The organism is Aneurinibacillus tyrosinisolvens, assembly GCF_001015055.1.
Taxonomy (GTDB): Bacteria; Bacillota; Bacilli; order Aneurinibacillales; family Aneurinibacillaceae; genus Aneurinibacillus_A; species Aneurinibacillus_A tyrosinisolvens.
Genome location: NZ_BBWZ01000003.1, coordinates 142,088 through 160,641, shown reverse-complemented (window position 1 = coordinate 160,641; position 18,554 = coordinate 142,088). Strand labels below are relative to the sequence as shown.

The following is an 18,554-nucleotide window of genomic DNA, read 5'->3' as shown; positions in this document are numbered from 1 at the left end:
ACCCAACTTTGTCAGTTACATTATTGTCATTTGCCTTTTTTATTCTTTATCTTCTTTTCATGCTTTTTTTCATCTCTTATCATCCACCAGGCCATAACGGCAATGCCTAAAATAAACAAGCCCGCATATAGCATGCCCCGTATACTTTCTAAGCTCAATCCTGCCCACTCCTTCGCGAATAATGGATCGTTCAGCTTTTAAACAGCGGATTCAAACCCTTCCTTATTTTCACCTGAAAAGCACGGCGATTATTGCGACAATAACTCCGCCTGCAGTATCAGCAATCAGGTCGGTCATTGTGTCAACATTATCGACCTGCATTCTAGTACCAAACCATTGATCAATACTGAACTCATAAATTTCCCAGATTACACCGACAAACACGGCAAATGAAAGAACATATATAAACATGAACCAGGGCTTCATACCTTCACGCGTTTTCTTATCTGTAAGCCTCTCTAACAAATCAAGCGAAATAGAGGCAGCAAGTATGCCGCTTATACAATGCAGAAGGATATCCCACCAGCTAATACGGCTGTAGAATCCCCTCATAGAACCAAGAAACTGTGCGGCAAACAGGAACGCAAAATAGGAAGTAATGATTAAATAATTAAATCGCACTTTAGCAAAGCGGTCTAACAAAAAAGGAATGGCACCACAAACAATCCCACCTATAGCGATTGGATAGCGAGGATTGCCTGCTGCAAAATAAACAAAGGATACGGTTGCCATAAACAAAACGTAACATAGACTAAAAACGGCACATACTTTACTTTTCAATGTTTTTGTCATATTCAGGCACAGGAAGCCGGCTGAGCATTTTACTGTCCAGAAGCATGCCTCCTACTCACTTTCCTACTCAATTATTTTAATCCATAATTGTATAGTACCCGATAAGAAGGACGGTTATTATGCTGCGAATGAAGTTAAGAAGCTTTATCAGAAAAAATAGCATAGCCCATACACAATTGAAGAAAGTCTCATATTCTATTCCTATAAAGGTGAAAGGAGGCGTTCGTTTGATGCAGGATTTGGGGATGGTTCACAGGCAGATCGTACAGGATGTTGAACATCTTTTAAACGACTCGCGGCAGGAAGGGATTCTTACCGGTATCTGGAGCTGCAATGATGGCGGAACATACTATATAAGGCACGTTGCTGATGAGGTATGGTGGGCCGGCCTCAGCAGTACAGGACCCGCAAATGCTTTCTACGGGCGTTTTGGTGCTCACTATGGAAGGTTTTCAGGACGATGGGCTGATCTTCCAAGAGGGGGTACAATGGAATATGGTGATTTAGTTATCGATGTAATCAGCAGTACACGGTTAGGAAGAGCGATGTATACCGGCAGGTTTCCCGGATCTCTTTGGACCAAAATCCGATAAATATTCTGTAAAGTAAAAAACTGAAACTTTCAGGGCGACCGTCAGGTTGCCTTACTCGCTTCGACTTCCCCTCATCAAATCATACGTGAAGTTTTCCTCCATACGACTTTCCGATCTTTTGCTTTCTTTGGCCTGCGGTTATCCGGCCAGTTCACCAAATAACAATTAGCGGCTTGCTGGGCACGTTATGAAGAAAAACCATCCGCCTCATAAGAGGCGGATGGTTTTAAGAACTACTACCAAATCACCTTTTAGCGCTCCTCTCTCTTTCTAAACAAGTTCTTAATACGTAAAAGTAATTCCATAGCTTGCGGTTTCTGTGTTAGTTTTAGGGGTCACAGACAAGCCGGCAGGTACAACACCGACAGAAGGTTCTCCTGATACAAGTTGATGTCCATAAGTGAATTTGACGTTAACAGCTTATTTAGTTTTTAGCAAAATCCATTTTCCAGCTGAAATAATCCGAATCAGGGTTTTTTTCATACCGAAGGTTGGCATCAAACTTATTTCCTTTTTTACTGGTTAATCCTTTTACAGTCACAATTCCGTTTTTAAGGAGTGACCTCACCATTGTTTTCGTCGGCTTTTTTTTCATCGCAGACAAAAATTTATCGTTTTTCCAGATGACAAATTTACACCCGCTTTTCCAATTGCTGCACCCGAATCCTTTATGCCCTTCAATGATTCCATTTCCGCACAGCGGGCATTTTCCAAGCACTTCCGTTTCTTTCTTTTCTGCAGCTACCTCATTTATCGTTGCTTCTTTTTTCATTTTTTTATTTTCTCAACAGAGTCAGCAGTAAAATCAAAAATTAATTTTAAGAAGGCGTCTTTCATAAACCGCTGCTTTTCTATATCAGATAATGTCTTTTCTAACCTGCCCGTAAACTCCAGGTCAAAAAGTTCTTTAACCGGAAACGTTTCAACTAATTTCCGGCCTACTTCTGTACATAATAAGTTTTTCTTCTCTACGCTAATATAGCCAACATCTTTTAACTTTTTAATTGTTTCAGCTCTTGTAGCGGGCGTCCCAATGCTAAAACCGCTTAAAACAACATCCATCATCTCTTCGCTGTCCTCATCACCATGGCGCTTCCCACATGTTTCCATTACTCTTAATAACGTTTTTTCGGTGTGGTGCTTCGGCGGCTTCGTTATATGTGAAGAAATACTATAATCTGAAATGCTTACAACCTCATTCATAGTAACGAATGGCAGTAGCGTATCTTTTGATTCAATTCGCTCGGCTTTCTTCCAGCCTTCAACGAGTTGAACCTTCCCTTTCGAAATAAACAGGCCCTTTATTTCACTGTCATTTATTTGGGTCGTTATTTTCGTTTCTTCGTATTCCGCAACCGGCATGAATTGGGCGATAAAGCGATTCTTAATTGCGGTGTATACAATTTCTTCATCCTTTGTCAGCGACTTAGGCACCAGATAGGTTGGTACAATCGCGCTATGGCTCTCAACTTTTGAGTTATCGAATACCCGTTTTAGTTTGGTGAATTTAACCTCATCTTCATAAGGCAATCCTTTTTTTAGAACATCCAGCACCTTTGCTGCCCTTCCAACAAGACTTTCCTCTAGAACAACGCTTCCTGTACGCGGGTAAGTGATAAATTTCTTCTCATATAAAGATTGCGCTGTTTTTAATACTTTGTCAGAAGTCCATCCTGTATATTTACTTGTAATATACCCCTGCAGATTCGAAAGGTTAAAAAGATAGGGCGGATACTCTCGTTTTCGTTCTACCTGCTTATCCATAACGAAAGCCGTTTTGCTGTGTAAAGCCTGTTCAATTACAGTTAATCTTTCTTTATCTTTAAATTTCTCTTCCTCATCTTCTACGTATGTTCCCTCATATTCGTTATTGTTTTGCGTTTTAAATACGGCCGTTAACTTAAAATACGTTTCCGGAACAAAGCTTTCTATTTCTTTGTCGCGATCATAAATAATCTTCAACGTCGGCAACAGTACCCTGCCTATATTGAGTGCTTTTCCTTTCCCTTTCTGGTACTTTAACGTTGCAACGGAAGTTAAATTAATTCCGAGCACCCAATCAGCCCATTGCCTGCTGATGCCAGCATCCTGCAGTGACTTAAGCTCCGTGTTTGGTTTTATATTTTGCAGCCCTTTAAGCACCTCATCGGGTGTCCATTCATTCAACAGTAGACGGTATACATTCTTACTTGTCCCGGAGTTATAAATGATCGTATCACCAATGATTTGTCCTTCCCGGTCAAAATCACACGCCGAGATAATCATGTCAACATCGGGCCGTTTCAACAATCCGTAAATCGTCTTCAGCTGCTTGGCGGCACCCGGATCGAGTTTGTCCTTGTCCCTGGGGCTGGTTTTAACTTTGTAGCGAAAAGATGCAGGAATAAAAGGGAAATTCTTCAGGTTCCATTTTGCCATCTTTGCATCATAGTCTTTCGCATCGTATAGCTGCAGCAAATGGCCAAAAGCCCATGTAATAATGTAATCTTTCCCCTCAAAGTATCCATCCTGCTTTGTTTTAATTTTTAATGCATCTGCTATGTTTTTTGCAACAGATGGCTTTTCTGCAATGATTACTTTACGCACATACTTACCTCCGTTTTTTGTATAGGTGTACCACTCTTCCATTCAGGCCATCCGATCTACAGGAACGTGCATTCTCATTATACAACGTTTGGAAGCAAACCGTACACTGTTAGCATGGAAAGATTGCGTATAAACATGGCAGGAGCAGGAAAATATAAGCGTGTACGTAAGACAGCTATGTTACCGTCTGGAAGGAGGATTGGGATGGAGAAAAGGCCACGCAAAAGAAACAGAAACGACAACAGCAACATTGATCCTCTTAAAGAAGCGGTAGATCCTTCCGAGGAAATGGACAATACATTGTCAAGTACGCTTGATGATAATGTAAAAATACTAAAAGAAACGTTCAAGAATTGCTCCGACGTTGTGTTTCGGGAACTGCGCATGGACGAAAAAATGTATGGCTTCCTCATCTTTATTGATGGGATGGTAAAGACGGATGACATCCATAATAACGTATTGCGCCCACTCCTTCCACAATTCCTGGATGAAAATAAACAAACAATAAAAGACGACATACTAGATGAATCGAATATCGCGCTCTCCCAGCTTTCTAAAGTAAAATACTATTCCGATGTCGTGGATAATGTCCTGGGTGCAAATACGGTTCTCCTCCTTGACGGCAAGACAGAAGCACTCGTAATCAATGCCATTGGTGGAAACCGCAGAGGGGTAAGTGAGCCAGAGACAGAAGCCGTGGTTCGGGGCCCACGGGAAGGGTTCGCCGAAGGAATCCGGACAAACACCGGGCTGATTCGCTTTCGCATAAAATCTCCCCGTCTAAAAATGGAAGCAATGAAAATCGGGGAACATACGAGAACAAACGTAGTTCTCGCCTACATAGAGGGAGTTGCTGATCCTAACGTTATAAAGGAAGCCAGAAAACGATTGAGTGAAATTAAAATCGACGGCATCCTTGAAACCGGTTATATCGAGGAATTTATCGAGGACAGTCCGCATTCGCCTTTTCCGCAGTTTCAATATACAGAACGTCCTGATACTGTTTGCGGAAACCTCCTTGAAGGAAAGTTTGCGATCCTCGTCGATGGAACGCCATTCGTTTTAATCGCTCCGGTTACCTTCTGGCAATTGATGCAGGCCGGCGAAGACTATTACGAACGGTACATTATCGCCAATATGCTTCGCTGGCTGCGTTACGCATTGATGCTGATTGCCCTTTTTCTGCCGTCTCTCTATATTGCCGTGCTTACTTATCACCCTGATATGCTGCCGACGCGGCTAGTGCTTAGCATTGCCGCTTCAAGAGAAGCCATTCCTTTCCCTGCCCTTCTGGAGGCGCTTATGATGGAACTCGCCTTTGAAGCGCTGCGCGAAGCAGGCATTCGCCTGCCCAAAGCAGTTGGTCAGGGAGTCAGTATTCTTGGCGCGCTGATTATCGGCCAGGGGGCCGTTGAAGCCGGGATCGTATCAGCGCCTATGGTCATTGTTGTCGCATTAACCGGTATTTCATCATTTACCATTCCTAAATACAACCTGGCGATTGCCGTACGCATGCTGCGGTTTCCCCTGATGTTCCTGGCAGCTTCGTTCGGGTTGTTCGGTATTGTAATCGGCGGCCTGCTGATTTCGATCCACCTGGTAAATTTACGGACGTTTGGGGTACCGTACCTGTCTGGCGTTGCACCGTATAACCAATATGATATTAAAGATATCTTTGTTCGCGTTCCGTGGTGGAAAATGGTTTTCCGCCCTTTCTCCTACTCCCATTTAAACCGTAAACGGATGCGGCGGGGGATGAAACCTACGCCGCCTCCGGCTGAGGAGAGATAATCATGCATAAAAAATTTCTTATCCTTTTGCTCATGTTACCTTTAATCCTAACGGGCTGCTGGGATCGAACTGAAATTAACGACATTGCTTTTGTAGTAGCAACCGGCGTCGATAAAGAGAAAGACAAATTTCGCACAACCTTTCAGATCCCTTTACCCAGCCAGTTAGGCGGGGCTGGCAGTAAAGGGGGCGGGGGCGGGTCATCTGGTGATAAGTCCTACTATTTGGATTCCCGCCTTGGTGATTCACTTGAACAAACTTTCTCAAGTGAACAAGAAGCACTTCCCCGTTATTTAAATTTTTCCCACCGAAGCGTTCTTGTACTCGGAAATGAGATGGCTAAAGGCGGAATAGAAAACGTTCTGGACGTTGTGGCCAGAAACCCGGTTAACCGGTTAACCACTTTTCTTGTCGTAGCAAATGGAACTGCACGTGACTTATTAAATGCCGACGCACCCGTCGAAAAATTCCCTGCCGAGGCGGTACGTGAAATTGTGCAAAGAGCAACGAAAAAACCTTATACTATGAAACAATTTATACAGGATTCACTTTCCCCCGGAAAAGATCCGATCGCTCCTGTCTTTTCTGTCATCAATACAAAGCCGGGAAGCAAAGGAAAGCCTAAAACAACAGTGAAACTTAGCGGCTTTTCTATATTTAACAGAGAAAAAGCTGTCGGAACGTTAACAGGCGAAAAGGCATTGGGACTCCTTATTGCAATGGATTTGGCACCCAATCCATCCACGGTAATCGTTCAGCCTCCCGGACAAACCGGAAAGATAAGCTTGCAGATAAACGAAAATAAAACGCAATTGAAGCCATATATAAATAATAACAAACTAGCAATGAACATCGTCTTTCGTACGAGAGCAACCGTTGTTGAAAATACATCATCCTACAACATTACTGAGAAGAAAGAAAATTTTGTTAAGCTGGAGCAGTGGGTAAATAATGAAATTAAGCGAAGGGTTGAGCAAGTGATTGACGAGCTGCAGCATACGTATCATAGCGACCCGATGGGCTTCGGGAAAACGTTCCATCAAAAATATCCCAAAGAATGGAAATCGATGGAAAAGGACTGGAAAACCTACCTATCCCAGGTTAAGGTGTCCGTTGATCCACGCGTCCATATTGAACAATTCGGAACCATTATTTCTTCTCCCGTGCGAAAGGAGAGAGATTTACACTAATGCTATCCCCATTCGGTGTATCCATCCTGACGATCTTTACAGCCGTTATTATTCTTTCCATTCAGTGGAAGGAACTGCGCAAGGCTGGAAGTATCACGCTTTGGCTATCCATCTTTCTTATTTCTATTAGTGCAGCACTGTTGGTGTATGTACTGACTTTGATTGAGGTTCCTCATCCAATGGATGGGTTCATAAGGATTTTGGAACCGTTCGTTCCGTTTAAGTCTAACTGAAAAATGAAGGAGAGAGTCTCTTGGAAAAAATCTCAGATAGACAACTTACTCTTATCGGGGCAAATTTCGTTCTTGCTGCAACCCTCATTAACGTACCTGCGCAGGTGATTGAAGTCGCAAAAGAAAATGCCTGGTTTTCTATTTTTCCTGTTATCGCAATATGCACAATCTCCCTATGGCTGCTTTCCAAAATAATGGCCCGCTTTCCAGACCAGGATTTACTTACTGTAATGGTTAGCCGTTATAGCATTCTTGGACGAGCCCTCACCTTCTTTTACCTTGCATTTTTCTTTGTAAGCTTAACAAGAGACATGCGAAACGCTACTGAATTAATCAACTCTATTTTGCTGCGCCACACACCTTTAGCAGCCGTTATGTTTCTCATTGCCCTCACTCTAATCCTTATCGCGCGTGGTGGTGCCGAAACAGGCGCCCGGTTAGTAGAGCTTTATTTTCCGGTTGTCGCCTTAGCCATTATCATGCTGCCTATCTTGTTGCTTGGAAAGATCGACGTACGGAATGCTGTTCCGCCATTTGAAGAAGGAATGGCAACTCCCCTTAAAGGAAGCTGGTATCTTGTCGGTTATATTGGGGAAATCATTGTTTTGCCATTTCTGTATTCAAATCGCACCTTTACCTTTCGCAAAAGCTTTTATGGTTTTTTGATGGGGTGTTTCCTATTTGAAATAGCGATGGCCCTTATACAACTTGTATGTGGATACGAACTCGCAAGCCGCCTCGCCTACCCAACCCATGAGTTGATCCGGCATATCCGTCTCGGTGACTTTCTTGATCGGTTTGACCTGCCGCTCCTAAGCATCTGGTTACCGTCTTTGATTATAAAACTCGGAATCCTGCTGTATGTCATTACCCATGGATTAAAACAAATGATTCCAAAAACTTCAGCAAAAGAACTTACTGTCCCTGTTGGAGTCTTCGCATTCGTATGTTCGCTATGGTTTTACCAGAACAACCTTTCACTGTTGGGCCTCAATCGGGTATGGCCGATGATTACGCTTATTTCCATACTTTTGATTCCTTCTCTGCTCTATATTATTCTCCGGCCACAGAAGAAAGATAGACCTTCTTCAAATGCGGAGGGCGATACTCTGTTCTCTAAAAATTAGCATGTGTAACGTCATGAAAGGTTCACAAGTGGTGCTACCATATGTACCTTACGCCGTACCGGCCATCTTTCACTTTGAATATTTCAACGATCCTGGGACTCTCATATCCTTTCGTCCACCAGTCCTCTTCCATTCGCTTCACAAGGCAGCTCGCCTGAAATTTCGTCGGAAAGAGCCGCATCCAATAAATCCATTTCATTTTCATTTGCCTGCTTCCTCCTTTACCTATAAGTTTTACCGAAAATGGCAAAATACTTGCTTGCAAAAAGTAAGTATGAGACGATAGAAAGGTGGGTTTTTGCACACCCTATTCTTATCTTACCAATATAGGAGGGAATGTACTTGCTTAATTTTACATTGAATATGCCAACCAAAATCCATTTTGGGAAAGGTGAAGTCAACCGGGTCGGCGAAATCGTTGCTCCTTATGCCAAAAAAGTACTGCTGGTTACCGGCCGTTCCTCTACAAAAAAAACCGGTTCACTTGATAAAGTGACTACTTCTCTTAAAAATGCAGGCATTGATTACGTTTTGTTTGACCGCATCGAACCGAATCCACGCGCCACTACGATTGATGAAGGGGGAAAAATCGCGAGAGAGGAAGGCTGTGAGCTTATTCTTGCCCTTGGAGGCGGTTCAGCGATGGATGCATCCAAGGCGATTGCGACCGTTGCCCTGTCCGGCAGACCGATCCACGAATACATCCGCGGGAATAAAACCGGTAAATGGAAAGAACTGCTCCCTATCCAGGAAGCTCTGCCGATTATCACCGTTCCGACCCTGGCCGCTACCGGATCCGAAGCGAACTCCGGTGCTGTTATCACCAACTGGGAAACGAAAGAAAAATCAGGCATCGGCGGACCTGGCCTGTTCCCGCAAGCCGCTGTGCTTGATCCAGAGCTCACGTATACTGTGTCCGCTAATTATACGGCAGACGGTGCAGCGGACATGTTTACCCATTTGTACGAAGGGTACATGACCGGGGATGAAAACGCCAACGTGCAGGATGAGATTACCGAAGGGCTTATGCGCAATACAATAAGGTACGCCAGGCAAGCACTTGATGAGCCGGAGAACTATGAAGCCCGCTCTCACCTGTCTGGACGAGTACACTGGCCCTTGTCGGGATTGCAAGCGCAGGCCGGGGCGGTACTTTTCCCGTCCATGCGATCGAGCATACACTGTCCGCGCATTATGATATTTCCCACGGACGCGGCCTTGCTATCTTAACACCGGCTTATTTTGAACTTGTTGTCAAACAGGATCGGCCGCAGCGCCTGGCACGCCTGGGACGCACAGTATTCGGCGTACTGGAAGAGGATGACCAGCGCGCCGCTCAGGCAGCGATTGAAGCACTCGTTGGCTGGTACAAAGAAATCGGGGTTTACGGCACGCTGATGGAGCTTGGAATTAAGCGGGAAGATTTGCGTTTGATGGCCGAGGAAACCGTGCGTGTAAGCGGCGGCGGAAATAATTTTATTACGGGCACACGTGAGTTAACGGCGGATGAAATCGAAAAAATTTATGAGGCATGCTACGAATAATAATAAAGAAAACAAAACAAAGGAGTGTTGGCAAATGAAGCTGCGTATTGAATACTGCAATATGTGAAACTACTTGCCAAAAGCCATCAGTTTGATGGAAGAACTAATGAAGGACAACCATTTCCGTTTTGATATAAAGGAAATCACGATTATCCCCTCAGGCGGGGGCGTTTTTGAAGTGACTGTAGACGATGAGCTTATTTTTTCGAAGAAAGAGCAGGGGCGTTTTCCTGCTAACGAAGAAATCGTTGAAGCCATGCAAAATATAAAACCATAACAAGAAGAGAAGAGAGGGATAAACGTCCTTCTCTTCTCTTTATTTTTCCACCTTGTTTATTTGTTCACGGGCTCTGTCGCTCGTTCTTTTCATGATGTTTACGATTTCGTCCTTAACAGCTTCCCCTAAAGGAATAAAATCGGGCTTTCCCCACGAGAGAGGAAGTGCACCCTGTGCCGGATCGTCCGGATAAAAATCGATTTCTACTTCATTAAAATGCGGGCCTGCCGACCAGAACGCCCCGCTGGCCGCAGCTTTCCACAAGTAAGCATGCGTGGGAAGCATTTCGCTTTCCCGTTCAGTGTCCTGCGATTTTCCAGCTGGCCCCCCTCCTCTTTTTTCCAGTTATTACGAAGATTCTCCATCACAAAGGCCCGGCTCACACCCCGCATTTCAAGCAGGAGGAACGGATTCTCATTCATCCGGGAACCGAGCACATACAGAACAGCCGCAATATGCTTGCACGGATTTTCCACGTCAGGGCAGGAGCACTCGGTTATAAGTTCCCTTTCACTGTCCGGAAACAACGAAAATCTGGCCTCCTTACATATCTCCTCTATTTCGCGGGGCATCTCGCCATCCAGGAGCATGGCCGTATAGCGCGGGCGTTCGGCCAGTACGCTCAGCAGCTTCTGGCGCTGCTCCGGGCTTATTTTGTGAAAAGCGATGGTTACCTTGTAAGGGCGGATTCTGCGCCCGGCGACATCCGCGTGAACATTGTCTTTAACCAACCGGATGTTTTCCACATAACCGTCTCTTGCATACGTTCGCCCGCGCTGCATCCTGTTTCCTTCGTATAGTAGCTCGATTTGTGCACGCCAGTGCTTCGCCCACCAGCTTGCCCCAAATTCATTTTGTCGGCTCATGCTGCGTTCCCTCCTCTTCCTCCTGCAGTACTTCCTCGCGCAGTTCAAGAAGCTCCCTTAACTCCCGGTTTGACAATTCCGTTATCCAGCCATCCCCCTCTCCGATAATCCTCTCCGACAAATCGCGCTTGCTTTCAATGACCTGGTCGATTCTTTCTTCCAGCGTGCCCTGGCAAATAAATTTATGCACCTGAACGTTCTTGCTCTGACCGATACGGAACGCCCGGTCCGTAGCCTGGTTTTCCACAGCCGGATTCCACCAGCGGTCGAAGTGGATGACATGGTTGGCACGGGTAAGATTGAGCCCTACCCCTCCGGCCTTAAGGGAGAGGACAAAAATACCCGGCCCATCCGGCCGCTGAAACTGCTCGATTAGCGCATCTCTGTCCTTTTTCCGTACGCCTCCATGAAGATACTGGGGCTTTTCCTTCAGCTCGTTTGCTATATATTTGACCAGAATCTCGCCCATTTCCCTGAACTGTGTAAAAATAAGCGCAGCATCCCCATTTTCCCGGATGTCACGCAAAAGCCCAAGCAAGCGGATGAGCTTTCCCGAACGCATAGAAGCCGTGCTCTCATCTTGCACGTAAAGAGCAGGGTGATCACAAATTTGCTTCAATCTTGTAAGAGTAGCGAGCACGACACCCCTCCGCTGTATCCCTTGCGCTTCCTCTGCCTGGCCAAGCATCCGGTTTACGGTCGCCTGGTAAAGGGACGCTTGCTCCGCAGTGAGCGTACAGAATGTCTTCATTTCAATCTTCTCCGGCAAATCCTGGATAATGTCCGGATCGGTTTTAATGCGGCGTAAAATGAAAGGTTTCATAAGCTTTCTTAGCGTTTCGGCCCGCTCTTTATCTTTGAACCGTTCAATCGGAACGGCAAACCGGGAGCGAAAACGCGTAGGTGAACCGAGGTATCCAGGGTTCAGAAATTGAAAAAGCGACCAGATTTCACCCAGCCGGTTTTCAACCGGCGTTCCTGTCATGGCGATGCGGCGAACCGCCCGCAGGCGCTGCACGCTCTGCGTCATCCTGGCGCTGCTGTTTTTAATGCTTTGTGCTTCATCAAGCACAAGGTAATCCCAATTGATTGCAGATAGCTCCGATTCATCACGGTACGCCATATGGTACGTCGATAAAATGATATCATGGGCGGCGGCCAGTTTATTGAAATCTTCTCCATGTGCCCTTCCCTGCCCATGGTGGACCGCAACCCGAAGCGAAGGGGCAAAACGCTCCAACTCCCGCTGCCAGTTTCCGAGAAGAGACGTCGGACAAAGAATGAGCGCTGTGTCCTTCTCCTGCTTGCGCAGCAGGAGCGAAATGACCTGCACCGTTTTTCCAAGGCCCATATCGTCAGCTAGACATACGCCAAACCCCATGTCTGTCATGGCCGCCATCCAGGCGTATCCGATTTTTTGGTAAGGACGCAATTCGCCTTTCAATTGTTCAGGAACTTCGTAGCCCGTTATCTCTATTTTTCCTTCAAGGAAATCCTGTACGTTTTTCGGAAGCTCGAAACTGGCGACAGGAAGCGGAAACAGCCGGTTCGTTTCCCGTTCAGTGTCGGAAACCATGTAGAGGAGATCGGCCAGCTGGAATGGCTTCTCCGGCTTTCTTGTGAAATAATCCAGCGCCTGCTCCAGCTGCTGGGGGTTCACTTCTACCCATTGGCCGCGCATTTGTACAAGAGGCGCCTTTAACGCGGCTAAATTTCGCAGTTCCGCTTCACTTATCTCATCGTTTCCTATCGCTGCACGCGCATCAAACTGCACTAACTGGTTCAGTCCAAGGCGGGCTTCACTCACCGGTTTGCCGCTTGAAGAACCGATGTTTCTTACCTTCACCTTTACCCCGAGGCGCCTTCTTCCCGACGATGTCCACCAGGAAGGAAGCAGCACACCAAAGCCTGCTTCTTTTAGACTGGCGGCAATGCCGGCCAGAAAGTGGTACGCTCCCTGTATATCCAGCTCCAGCGATTGCGGACGCGGGTTTTCCAGGGCACGCGCCAGCAGCGGATATAGCCTGGAAGCGCGGGCAAGCTGAAGAAGCAGCGTCTCCTGTACCTGATAAAAGCGGCGGGATAAGTACACCATTTCGTCTCCCTGCTGCCTCCATATTTGTTCGGCGGAAATCAACAGACTCGGTTCATCCGGCGGCTGGAGAAAAAATTGCAGCCTCCATTCCGCCTCAGATTCGACCGGCGGTTCCAGCCGAAAGCAAAGGCGAAGCGTCCCGGTAGCGGGCCGCCTTCCTGGCAGCGGCGGCGGTCCAATCCAGTCCTCAATGTCGGCTTGCAGCCGATCGACGTCCGCCCTGTTTCCAACGAATACACCGGTGTCTTCTTTTTTCCGCAAGCCTTGAAACCAGCGAACCGCGGGCGGGAGAGAAGAAGCATTCTCTTTGCCCGCCTCCTGCATCTCTTCTTCCTGGCATCCCCACCTGTGCACAAGGCAGTCGATCGCCCTCGTGACAAAGGAGAACAATACGTCATGTGGGGCGGATTCCGACCAGCCCTTCTCATTTTTCGGATAATAGGAACGGCAGGAGGGAGGCATATTTTCAGCCAGCAGGTGAAATCTTGTGTGATCCTGCTCCAAATCCAGGTTCGGATACCACACGGGCTGAAAATATTTTTCCAGGGTGAAGTCTCCATTCTCCGTTTCAATTCCAGGCATGAACCGGCCCCGCAGCAATAGTTCGAGTACGAATAGGGACGTTCTTTGCCAGAATAGGAAGTCGTCCGCCAGCATGATTCCCCGTGCATTCATCTCGCCGGCATCCGTTTCATTCAGTAAGGAGAGAGCATCTGCCACCGGGAGCGCGATGCCGGACACCGGCTGCCTTGGCAGCTGCTGGCGAACCGCCCCCTTAAGCACGCCTCTCACGGTCCATTCCGGAAGCTGGAATTCACGTACGCTAACCTTTGCCCTGTCCAGCACATCATCCCACTCTTCTGTAAAAACGCTGTCCAGCCATTCCTCAACAGGCAGCACCTTTTCCTGATAACGCCCGAACAGAAAAAAGGAGTCTCCAAGCCACATTCCATGAAGCCAAATATGTGTTCCCGTATGTATGTCGCCGTTCATGTACGTTCCTCCGTTTTTGCTTATCCTATCAGTCTATCGCATTCGCACACGGAAAACCAGCACCCCCCACACTCTCTCCAATTCAACAGACAGAAAAAATCCCTCAGCACAATACCGCCGAAGGATTTTTTCTTATCGCTTTCTCTATTTTTTAGGAACCATACTTTTCGGGGGAGTAGAGTGTGTGCTTTGCGGCCAGAACTTATACAGGGCAAATCCACTGCCACTCAGGAGCACAATTGCGAGCATTATCAAAACAACTTTCTCTTTATTTTTGCGAAAAAACCGGGCAGCGCCGCTGGAGACCTCATCCCGTGCTTCCTCGAACAGTTTTTTGAAATCCCGGCTTTGGATGCCATCCCACTGCCTTCTCTCCGCCCGTTTCTTCAGCGACTCCCTGTCGTTTTTAACAAGGTACTTCTTTATCGCGTTCCTGTAAGGCTTCGGAATTGCCGTCCCTCCGTGCAGAGCCGTCTTCCTATCAACCGACCATTTAATAAATGCGCGCACCGTATCTGCGCCTTTATTTTTGTAGAGGTAGTCTATCATTTCGCCGTAGCGGTACGCACCGTCCGCCTGCGGGGAATGATTAGACCCGGGGTTGTAGAATGCCAGAGTGATTTCTTTAAAAACAGCAGGAGAGATCGAATCTTTGAGAAATCTCTGCAGCATCTCCTGTACGATACGGACATCCTCGTCGTGCAGCTTTTTAAAAATATCCTCCGGATCGGACGCCGTTCCTGCGGATCGTGCCTCGTCCACGGCCAGCAGAAGCTCATGGTTTCTTTTTCCTTCCCGGCTAAGATCCTTTGCAAAGGTTTGTTTTTGCCTTTTGAGAATTTGCACAGCCTGGCTGCACTCTTCTCCGGATAAACGGGAAAGTTCGATCCCCTCTACAAGATGCATATCGATTTCTCCAAGGATAGCAGAAGCGTATTTCGTAAAAGCAAGCTTGTCCTTGTCGCTGTCCCCCAATTGGTCAAAAGCCTGGTAAATCTTTGTAACGGCACCAATCCTGTCGCTCTCTTTATCCAGGCGCTCGAGGAAGGCATTCAATGTAGCCTCCTGGAAATAACGGTTCGTCACACAATCGGGGACCGTATCCCGCCAGAATCTTATTTCCTGTACAACCTCGCTTACTCCCCCTAAAGCTGCCAGTCTTTGTTCCACATATTCTTCAAATAGCGACTGGTCCACTTTGGAACGAAGAATGCTCCTCATGAGGGAAGCAAAAAGCTGTTTGTTTGCTGAAATGCTTTGATATACATCAAAAACAAAGGAATGCTCCCTGGCCTGTTTTCCCTTTAACAGCGTATTGATGAGAAAAAGAGATACTTCCGCCCGTTCACGATCCGGGGCAATGTCGTAATAGGCAATAAAACACTTGATTACCTCAAGCGGGGGAAGGCTGCGCATGCTTATAGCTTTACTTTCCTTAGCAAGCAGCTGAAGGAGAAGAGTGTGGAGCCCCTTCTTCTGCGTTAGATTCGATTGTTCAAGGTAGCCAAGAACACTATGGAGAATTCCGGCTCTATTTCTTTCATATATATTTGTTTCCCCCTGCTCAATCAAAAACAGGGCGCATAGTTCATAATAAACAGGCAGGGCAAGCTTTCTGGCATTGTCCGCCCCCTGCAGTGCTTCTTCCGCAAACACAAAAAACGGCTCAAGGTTGGCATATCCACCCAGCTTTTCCCAGACAAACTGCAAATATGTATGTTCCTGGCCCGGAAGATCGGTATTTATAAACCGCCCGTTTGCAAAATCAAACACATAGTCTTTCTCAATGTCACGCGCTCCCGGCCGGATGCCGCCTTTTTCCACAAACATGACGTTAATGTATTTTTTACTCTGCGGCTCATTGCTGTGCGTAATAAACCCGACATTTCTGCGCATTTCATAAGGAAGGCAGCAGAATAAAACCTCAAGCAACTGTTTTGCATAGACCGAGCTTTCCGTTATATCGACATTAAGGGAAATGTATACCTTTTTCTTGCTCCCTGCTGACATCATCACAGCATAGAGCAGCTGCTTGAACACCTGCCCGGTGATGCCAAGCTTCTCAAACAACGGCTTCCAATTGTAGAGGCAGCGTTCATTCCCGTGCGCGATGTCATTGCGCTCGGGGAGCTCTTTCCCGGCGCCAATATCATATGTATCAACAAAATCTTTAATTTGAAAAAGCCTGGCCGGATTTTGGATAAAGTCCTCTTTCCGCTCTCGCGGAATGATGTAATTGTGCATAAAAAAGGTGTTTCTCTGCCCGGTAAAATCGGCCCCTGCATAAACGCTGCGCCCGATGACAAGCTCGCCTGATTCGGGCTGAAAGAGCGTAAGGGACTCCGGATACTGACTGATATCCTTCCTGCTTCTCTCCTGCAGCTCTTTCGGCGCGTCATAAGTGCAGAAAGGATGGAGTACCTTCTTTATGAAGTTATTATCCAGGCGGGGAGATTTTGCAATCGTGTCGTACCCTTCGTTCGAGCGGAAAATTCCCTCACGTTCGCGCGTATAATACTGCTGCTGAATCGGCTGCTGTGCGCTCACTATTCCTCTCTCCCTTCGATGTACTCCAGCTGGTGCAGAAGCCAGATGAAGGGCTCATCGACGCGAATCGGATTCACAACACCGCCAATCCGCTGGTTAATCGGATTGCTTCCAAGGGCGGAAACGGCAAAGTACGCTGTATTCGTAAAATAGACATCGATGGCATCCTTAAAGGGGCGATCCACCTTCTGAATAAACCGGCGAATTTCGCCGTTGATATTTTCAAACTCCGTCAGATTCAGGTGCTGCCTGTGAACGACATTGTTGAATACATTGCTGTTTGTTTTAATGTACTCCCCGTCTTCCTCTTTGAGAGAGTGGAGCATGTCACTCTTCGTCAGAATGAATGCTGTTGGGATATCTGTTTTGCTTTTTTGCTGGTGGCCGATAAAGCTTTCAAACAAGGTAATGACAACGTCGCGCGGCTCGTCGTACCTGGCGGTAAACTCACCCGGCGCATCCCCTATGCTAATCATCATTTTATCCCGGATCGTTTTAATTTGCAGCGGATCGACGAGGAATAAGATACCGGCCGAGTTTTTAACGTGGGAAGCGTATAAGTCAAGATAATCGCGGTCCACCATCCCCTCCCCCGCTACATCAAAGAAAACAAGCATTAACGGCGCCTGTGATTCATCTTTAAAAACAAACTGGAAGATAAACGGTTCCTGGCGCTTCTCCTTCTGCGTCGAATCCAGCAGATCGCCCCGTTCAAACAGCGGCGCTTCATAGTTGTCTCGAAACTTCCGGCTGATTTCCGCATTGAGCGGCATGCAGGCCGCGTTGAAATTGTTCGCTGTCGTGTTCTGCAGCGTATGGATGAGCGATGTCATATATACCGATTTTCCCACCTGGGAAGCTCCAACGATGGAAATAATATTGCTCGGTGCCTTGCCTGCAGTAATCGGTAAATCATTATGGCATTTCGGGCACATTCTCTTCTTTGTGACCCTGCCATACCGATCGATGATCTCAACAAGTACATTATCGACAACGACTTTGTTCTCATCCGGAATGGAATCCGGGTGAAGGATCGCTTCGATTTCATCAATGGAATCGAGGCCGAACTTTTCCCGGTACCGGTTCAGCAATTCGTCTTCCTGAAGCGCATAATCTTCGTCATCTTCCCGGTGGTGGGCGGCCCTGAATACGACCTCATCCGGGGTATATTTTTCAAAACAAAACGGGCAGACGATATCATAAAAAGCAGGTCTCTCTTTCGGGACCGGCTTTTTCTCAAATAACCCCTTAATAAAGTCGAACATCCTCTACTCCCCCTGTTATTCAGGAATCAATTCATAGATTTCCCCGTACTTTTTGCCGTCCGTAAAGAAAATACGGAGATAATCGTTTTTATTTATTTCAATTTCCGGCAGCGTATTTTTACCCGGCTCAAAATCCCGCGCAAAAGGAAACACCGTCCCATCCTCTTTATGCGCGGGATACGCACCTTCCTTCTTCACATAGCACAACACTTGTTTCGGAACAGGTACCTCGGGACGAATTTCCATCTGCACCGACTTATATTTGCTGAAAAACCCTTTTCTTTGCTTTAGCGAATAATAGATTTTTGCTTTCCCCGTGCTGACATGAATCATGTTTTCTTCGTTTTCCTGGTATAGAACCGCCAGTTTCCCGTCTTCACGCACACACGGATACACCCGGTATACATACCTGCCAATCGTATCGATAATTTCCCGGTACCCTGCGTTCGCTTTGTATTCTTCCCGGGTGTACAGTTTCATTTCTTTTTCCGTAATTCGCTCTACTGGAAGTTCCTGGCCAGCCCGGGATTTATAAATGTACACAAACTGAATCCCTTCAGGCCAGGACCAGGTCAGGAAACATTCATTGTCGAGTACACGGGACATGATATTCCTAACATCCTGCTCCGGTGATGCTGCTTTGAGCCATCGCATG

At 46.7% G+C, this 18,554-nt stretch carries 17 protein-coding genes and 1 pseudogene; 8 read left to right on the top strand and 10 right to left on the bottom strand.

Annotation, left to right across the window (positions count from 1 at the left end; genetic code table 11):
* Nucleotides 1-26: 26 nt before the first annotated feature.
* Together MBEAL2_RS33475 and MBEAL2_RS04305 are read right to left on the bottom strand one after the other, a co-directional pair.
* Complete coding sequence (locus MBEAL2_RS33475; protein ID WP_269082437.1) at nt 27-158, bottom strand: hypothetical protein; 132 nt, start codon at nt 156-158, stop codon at nt 27-29.
* Nucleotides 159-228: 70 nt separating this feature from the next.
* Nucleotides 229-792, bottom strand: coding sequence for a DUF2238 domain-containing protein (locus MBEAL2_RS04305; protein ID WP_047151083.1), 564 nt, complete (start codon nt 790-792; stop codon nt 229-231).
* Nucleotides 793-1,019: 227 nt separating this feature from the next.
* On the opposite strand from MBEAL2_RS04305, the gene MBEAL2_RS04300 reads away from it, so the two are divergent.
* Nucleotides 1,020-1,385 carry a hypothetical protein gene (locus MBEAL2_RS04300; RefSeq protein WP_152667692.1) on the top strand — a complete coding sequence of 122 codons (366 nt, stop codon included), beginning with the start codon at nt 1,020-1,022 and terminating at the stop codon, nt 1,383-1,385.
* Between the two features lie 424 nt (nt 1,386-1,809).
* On the opposite strand, the pseudogene MBEAL2_RS04295 reads toward MBEAL2_RS04300, so the two are convergent.
* Nucleotides 1,810-4,013 (bottom strand): annotated as a pseudogene (locus MBEAL2_RS04295) (type IA DNA topoisomerase).
* 162 nt (nt 4,014-4,175) lie between these two features.
* Here MBEAL2_RS04295 and MBEAL2_RS04290 point away from each other — a divergent pair.
* Genes MBEAL2_RS04290 through MBEAL2_RS04275 form a run of 4 tightly spaced genes read left to right on the top strand, consistent with a single transcriptional unit; the run spans nt 4,176 to nt 8,312 of the window.
* A complete protein-coding gene (locus MBEAL2_RS04290) occupies nt 4,176-5,762 on the top strand; it encodes a spore germination protein (RefSeq protein ID WP_047151082.1) in 1,587 nt (528 codons plus the stop codon).
* Nucleotides 5,763-5,764: 2 nt separating this feature from the next.
* Entirely contained in the window at nt 5,765-6,952 is a 1,188-nt protein-coding gene (locus MBEAL2_RS04285; RefSeq protein WP_047151081.1) for a Ger(x)C family spore germination protein, read from the top strand.
* Nucleotides 6,952-7,185, top strand: coding sequence for a hypothetical protein (locus MBEAL2_RS04280; protein ID WP_047151080.1), 234 nt, complete (start codon nt 6,952-6,954; stop codon nt 7,183-7,185). The genes MBEAL2_RS04285 and MBEAL2_RS04280 overlap by 1 nt, the downstream gene beginning before the upstream one ends.
* A 20-nt stretch (nt 7,186-7,205) precedes the next feature.
* Entirely contained in the window at nt 7,206-8,312 is a 1,107-nt protein-coding gene (locus MBEAL2_RS04275; RefSeq protein ID WP_047151079.1) for a GerAB/ArcD/ProY family transporter, read from the top strand.
* Between the two features lie 34 nt (nt 8,313-8,346).
* Here the strand turns inward: MBEAL2_RS04275 and MBEAL2_RS32205 are convergent, their stop codons facing one another.
* Nucleotides 8,347-8,517 (bottom strand): hypothetical protein, encoded by a 171-nt coding sequence (locus MBEAL2_RS32205; RefSeq protein WP_173427693.1) that lies wholly within the window; start codon nt 8,515-8,517, stop codon nt 8,347-8,349.
* A 137-nt stretch (nt 8,518-8,654) separates the two neighbouring features.
* Here MBEAL2_RS32205 and MBEAL2_RS04270 point away from each other — a divergent pair, with 137 nt between their 5' ends.
* From MBEAL2_RS04270 to MBEAL2_RS04265, 3 genes are all read left to right on the top strand, one after another.
* A complete protein-coding gene (locus MBEAL2_RS04270) occupies nt 8,655-9,542 on the top strand; it encodes an iron-containing alcohol dehydrogenase (protein ID WP_439644822.1) in 888 nt (295 codons plus the stop codon).
* Nucleotides 9,425-9,856 (top strand): hypothetical protein, encoded by a 432-nt coding sequence (locus tag MBEAL2_RS34310; protein ID WP_439644824.1) that lies wholly within the window; start codon nt 9,425-9,427, stop codon nt 9,854-9,856. The genes MBEAL2_RS04270 and MBEAL2_RS34310 overlap by 118 nt, the downstream gene beginning before the upstream one ends.
* A 73-nt stretch (nt 9,857-9,929) precedes the next feature.
* Nucleotides 9,930-10,133: an Rdx family protein gene (locus tag MBEAL2_RS04265; RefSeq protein ID WP_052947462.1), complete on the top strand. Its 204-nt coding sequence runs from the start codon at nt 9,930-9,932 to the stop codon at nt 10,131-10,133.
* 39 nt (nt 10,134-10,172) lie between these two features.
* Here MBEAL2_RS04265 and MBEAL2_RS30975 read toward each other — a convergent pair whose 3' ends face one another.
* From MBEAL2_RS30975 to MBEAL2_RS04240, 6 genes are all read right to left on the bottom strand, one after another.
* Nucleotides 10,173-10,397 (bottom strand): hypothetical protein, encoded by a 225-nt coding sequence (locus tag MBEAL2_RS30975; protein WP_152667691.1) that lies wholly within the window; start codon nt 10,395-10,397, stop codon nt 10,173-10,175.
* The gene (locus MBEAL2_RS04260; protein WP_052947461.1) at nt 10,337-10,999 is read right to left on the bottom strand and encodes an SWIM zinc finger family protein; all 663 of its coding nucleotides are present in this window, start codon (nt 10,997-10,999) and stop codon (nt 10,337-10,339) included. Before MBEAL2_RS04260 ends, MBEAL2_RS30975 begins: the two co-directional genes overlap by 61 nt.
* Nucleotides 10,983-14,087, bottom strand: coding sequence for a DEAD/DEAH box helicase (locus MBEAL2_RS04255; protein WP_047151077.1), 3,105 nt, complete (start codon nt 14,085-14,087; stop codon nt 10,983-10,985). The genes MBEAL2_RS04260 and MBEAL2_RS04255 overlap by 17 nt, the downstream gene beginning before the upstream one ends.
* Nucleotides 14,088-14,231: 144 nt before the next feature.
* A complete protein-coding gene (locus MBEAL2_RS04250; RefSeq protein WP_052947460.1) occupies nt 14,232-16,634 on the bottom strand; it encodes a GAP1-N2 domain-containing protein in 2,403 nt (800 codons plus the stop codon).
* On the bottom strand, nt 16,634-17,899 hold the full coding sequence (locus MBEAL2_RS04245) for a TRAFAC clade GTPase domain-containing protein (RefSeq protein ID WP_047151076.1): 1,266 nt from the start codon (nt 17,897-17,899) through the stop codon (nt 16,634-16,636). The genes MBEAL2_RS04250 and MBEAL2_RS04245 overlap by 1 nt, the downstream gene beginning before the upstream one ends.
* Before the next feature lie 15 nt (nt 17,900-17,914).
* Entirely contained in the window at nt 17,915-18,553 is a 639-nt protein-coding gene (locus MBEAL2_RS04240) for a hypothetical protein (RefSeq protein ID WP_052947459.1), read from the bottom strand.
* Nucleotide 18,554: the final 1 nt, after the last annotated feature.

What these genes read in the sequence shown, in the direction of transcription:
- MBEAL2_RS04305 (WP_047151083.1), bottom strand. Translation starts at nt 792, where the DNA reads ATGACAAAAACATTGAAAAGTAAAGTATGTGCCGTTTTTAGTCTATGT.
- MBEAL2_RS04290 (WP_047151082.1), top strand. Translation starts at nt 4,176, where the DNA reads ATGGAGAAAAGGCCACGCAAAAGAAACAGAAACGACAACAGCAACATT.
- MBEAL2_RS04285 (WP_047151081.1), top strand. Translation starts at nt 5,765, where the DNA reads ATGCATAAAAAATTTCTTATCCTTTTGCTCATGTTACCTTTAATCCTA.
- MBEAL2_RS04280 (WP_047151080.1), top strand. Translation starts at nt 6,952, where the DNA reads ATGCTATCCCCATTCGGTGTATCCATCCTGACGATCTTTACAGCCGTT.
- MBEAL2_RS32205 (WP_173427693.1), bottom strand. Translation starts at nt 8,517, where the DNA reads ATGAAAATGAAATGGATTTATTGGATGCGGCTCTTTCCGACGAAATTT.
- MBEAL2_RS04260 (WP_052947461.1), bottom strand. Translation starts at nt 10,999, where the DNA reads ATGAGCCGACAAAATGAATTTGGGGCAAGCTGGTGGGCGAAGCACTGG.
- MBEAL2_RS04255 (WP_047151077.1), bottom strand. Translation starts at nt 14,087, where the DNA reads ATGAACGGCGACATACATACGGGAACACATATTTGGCTTCATGGAATG.
- MBEAL2_RS04245 (WP_047151076.1), bottom strand. Translation starts at nt 17,899, where the DNA reads ATGTTCGACTTTATTAAGGGGTTATTTGAGAAAAAGCCGGTCCCGAAA.
- MBEAL2_RS04240 (WP_052947459.1), bottom strand. Translation starts at nt 18,553, where the DNA reads ATGCGATGGCTCAAAGCAGCATCACCGGAGCAGGATGTTAGGAATATC.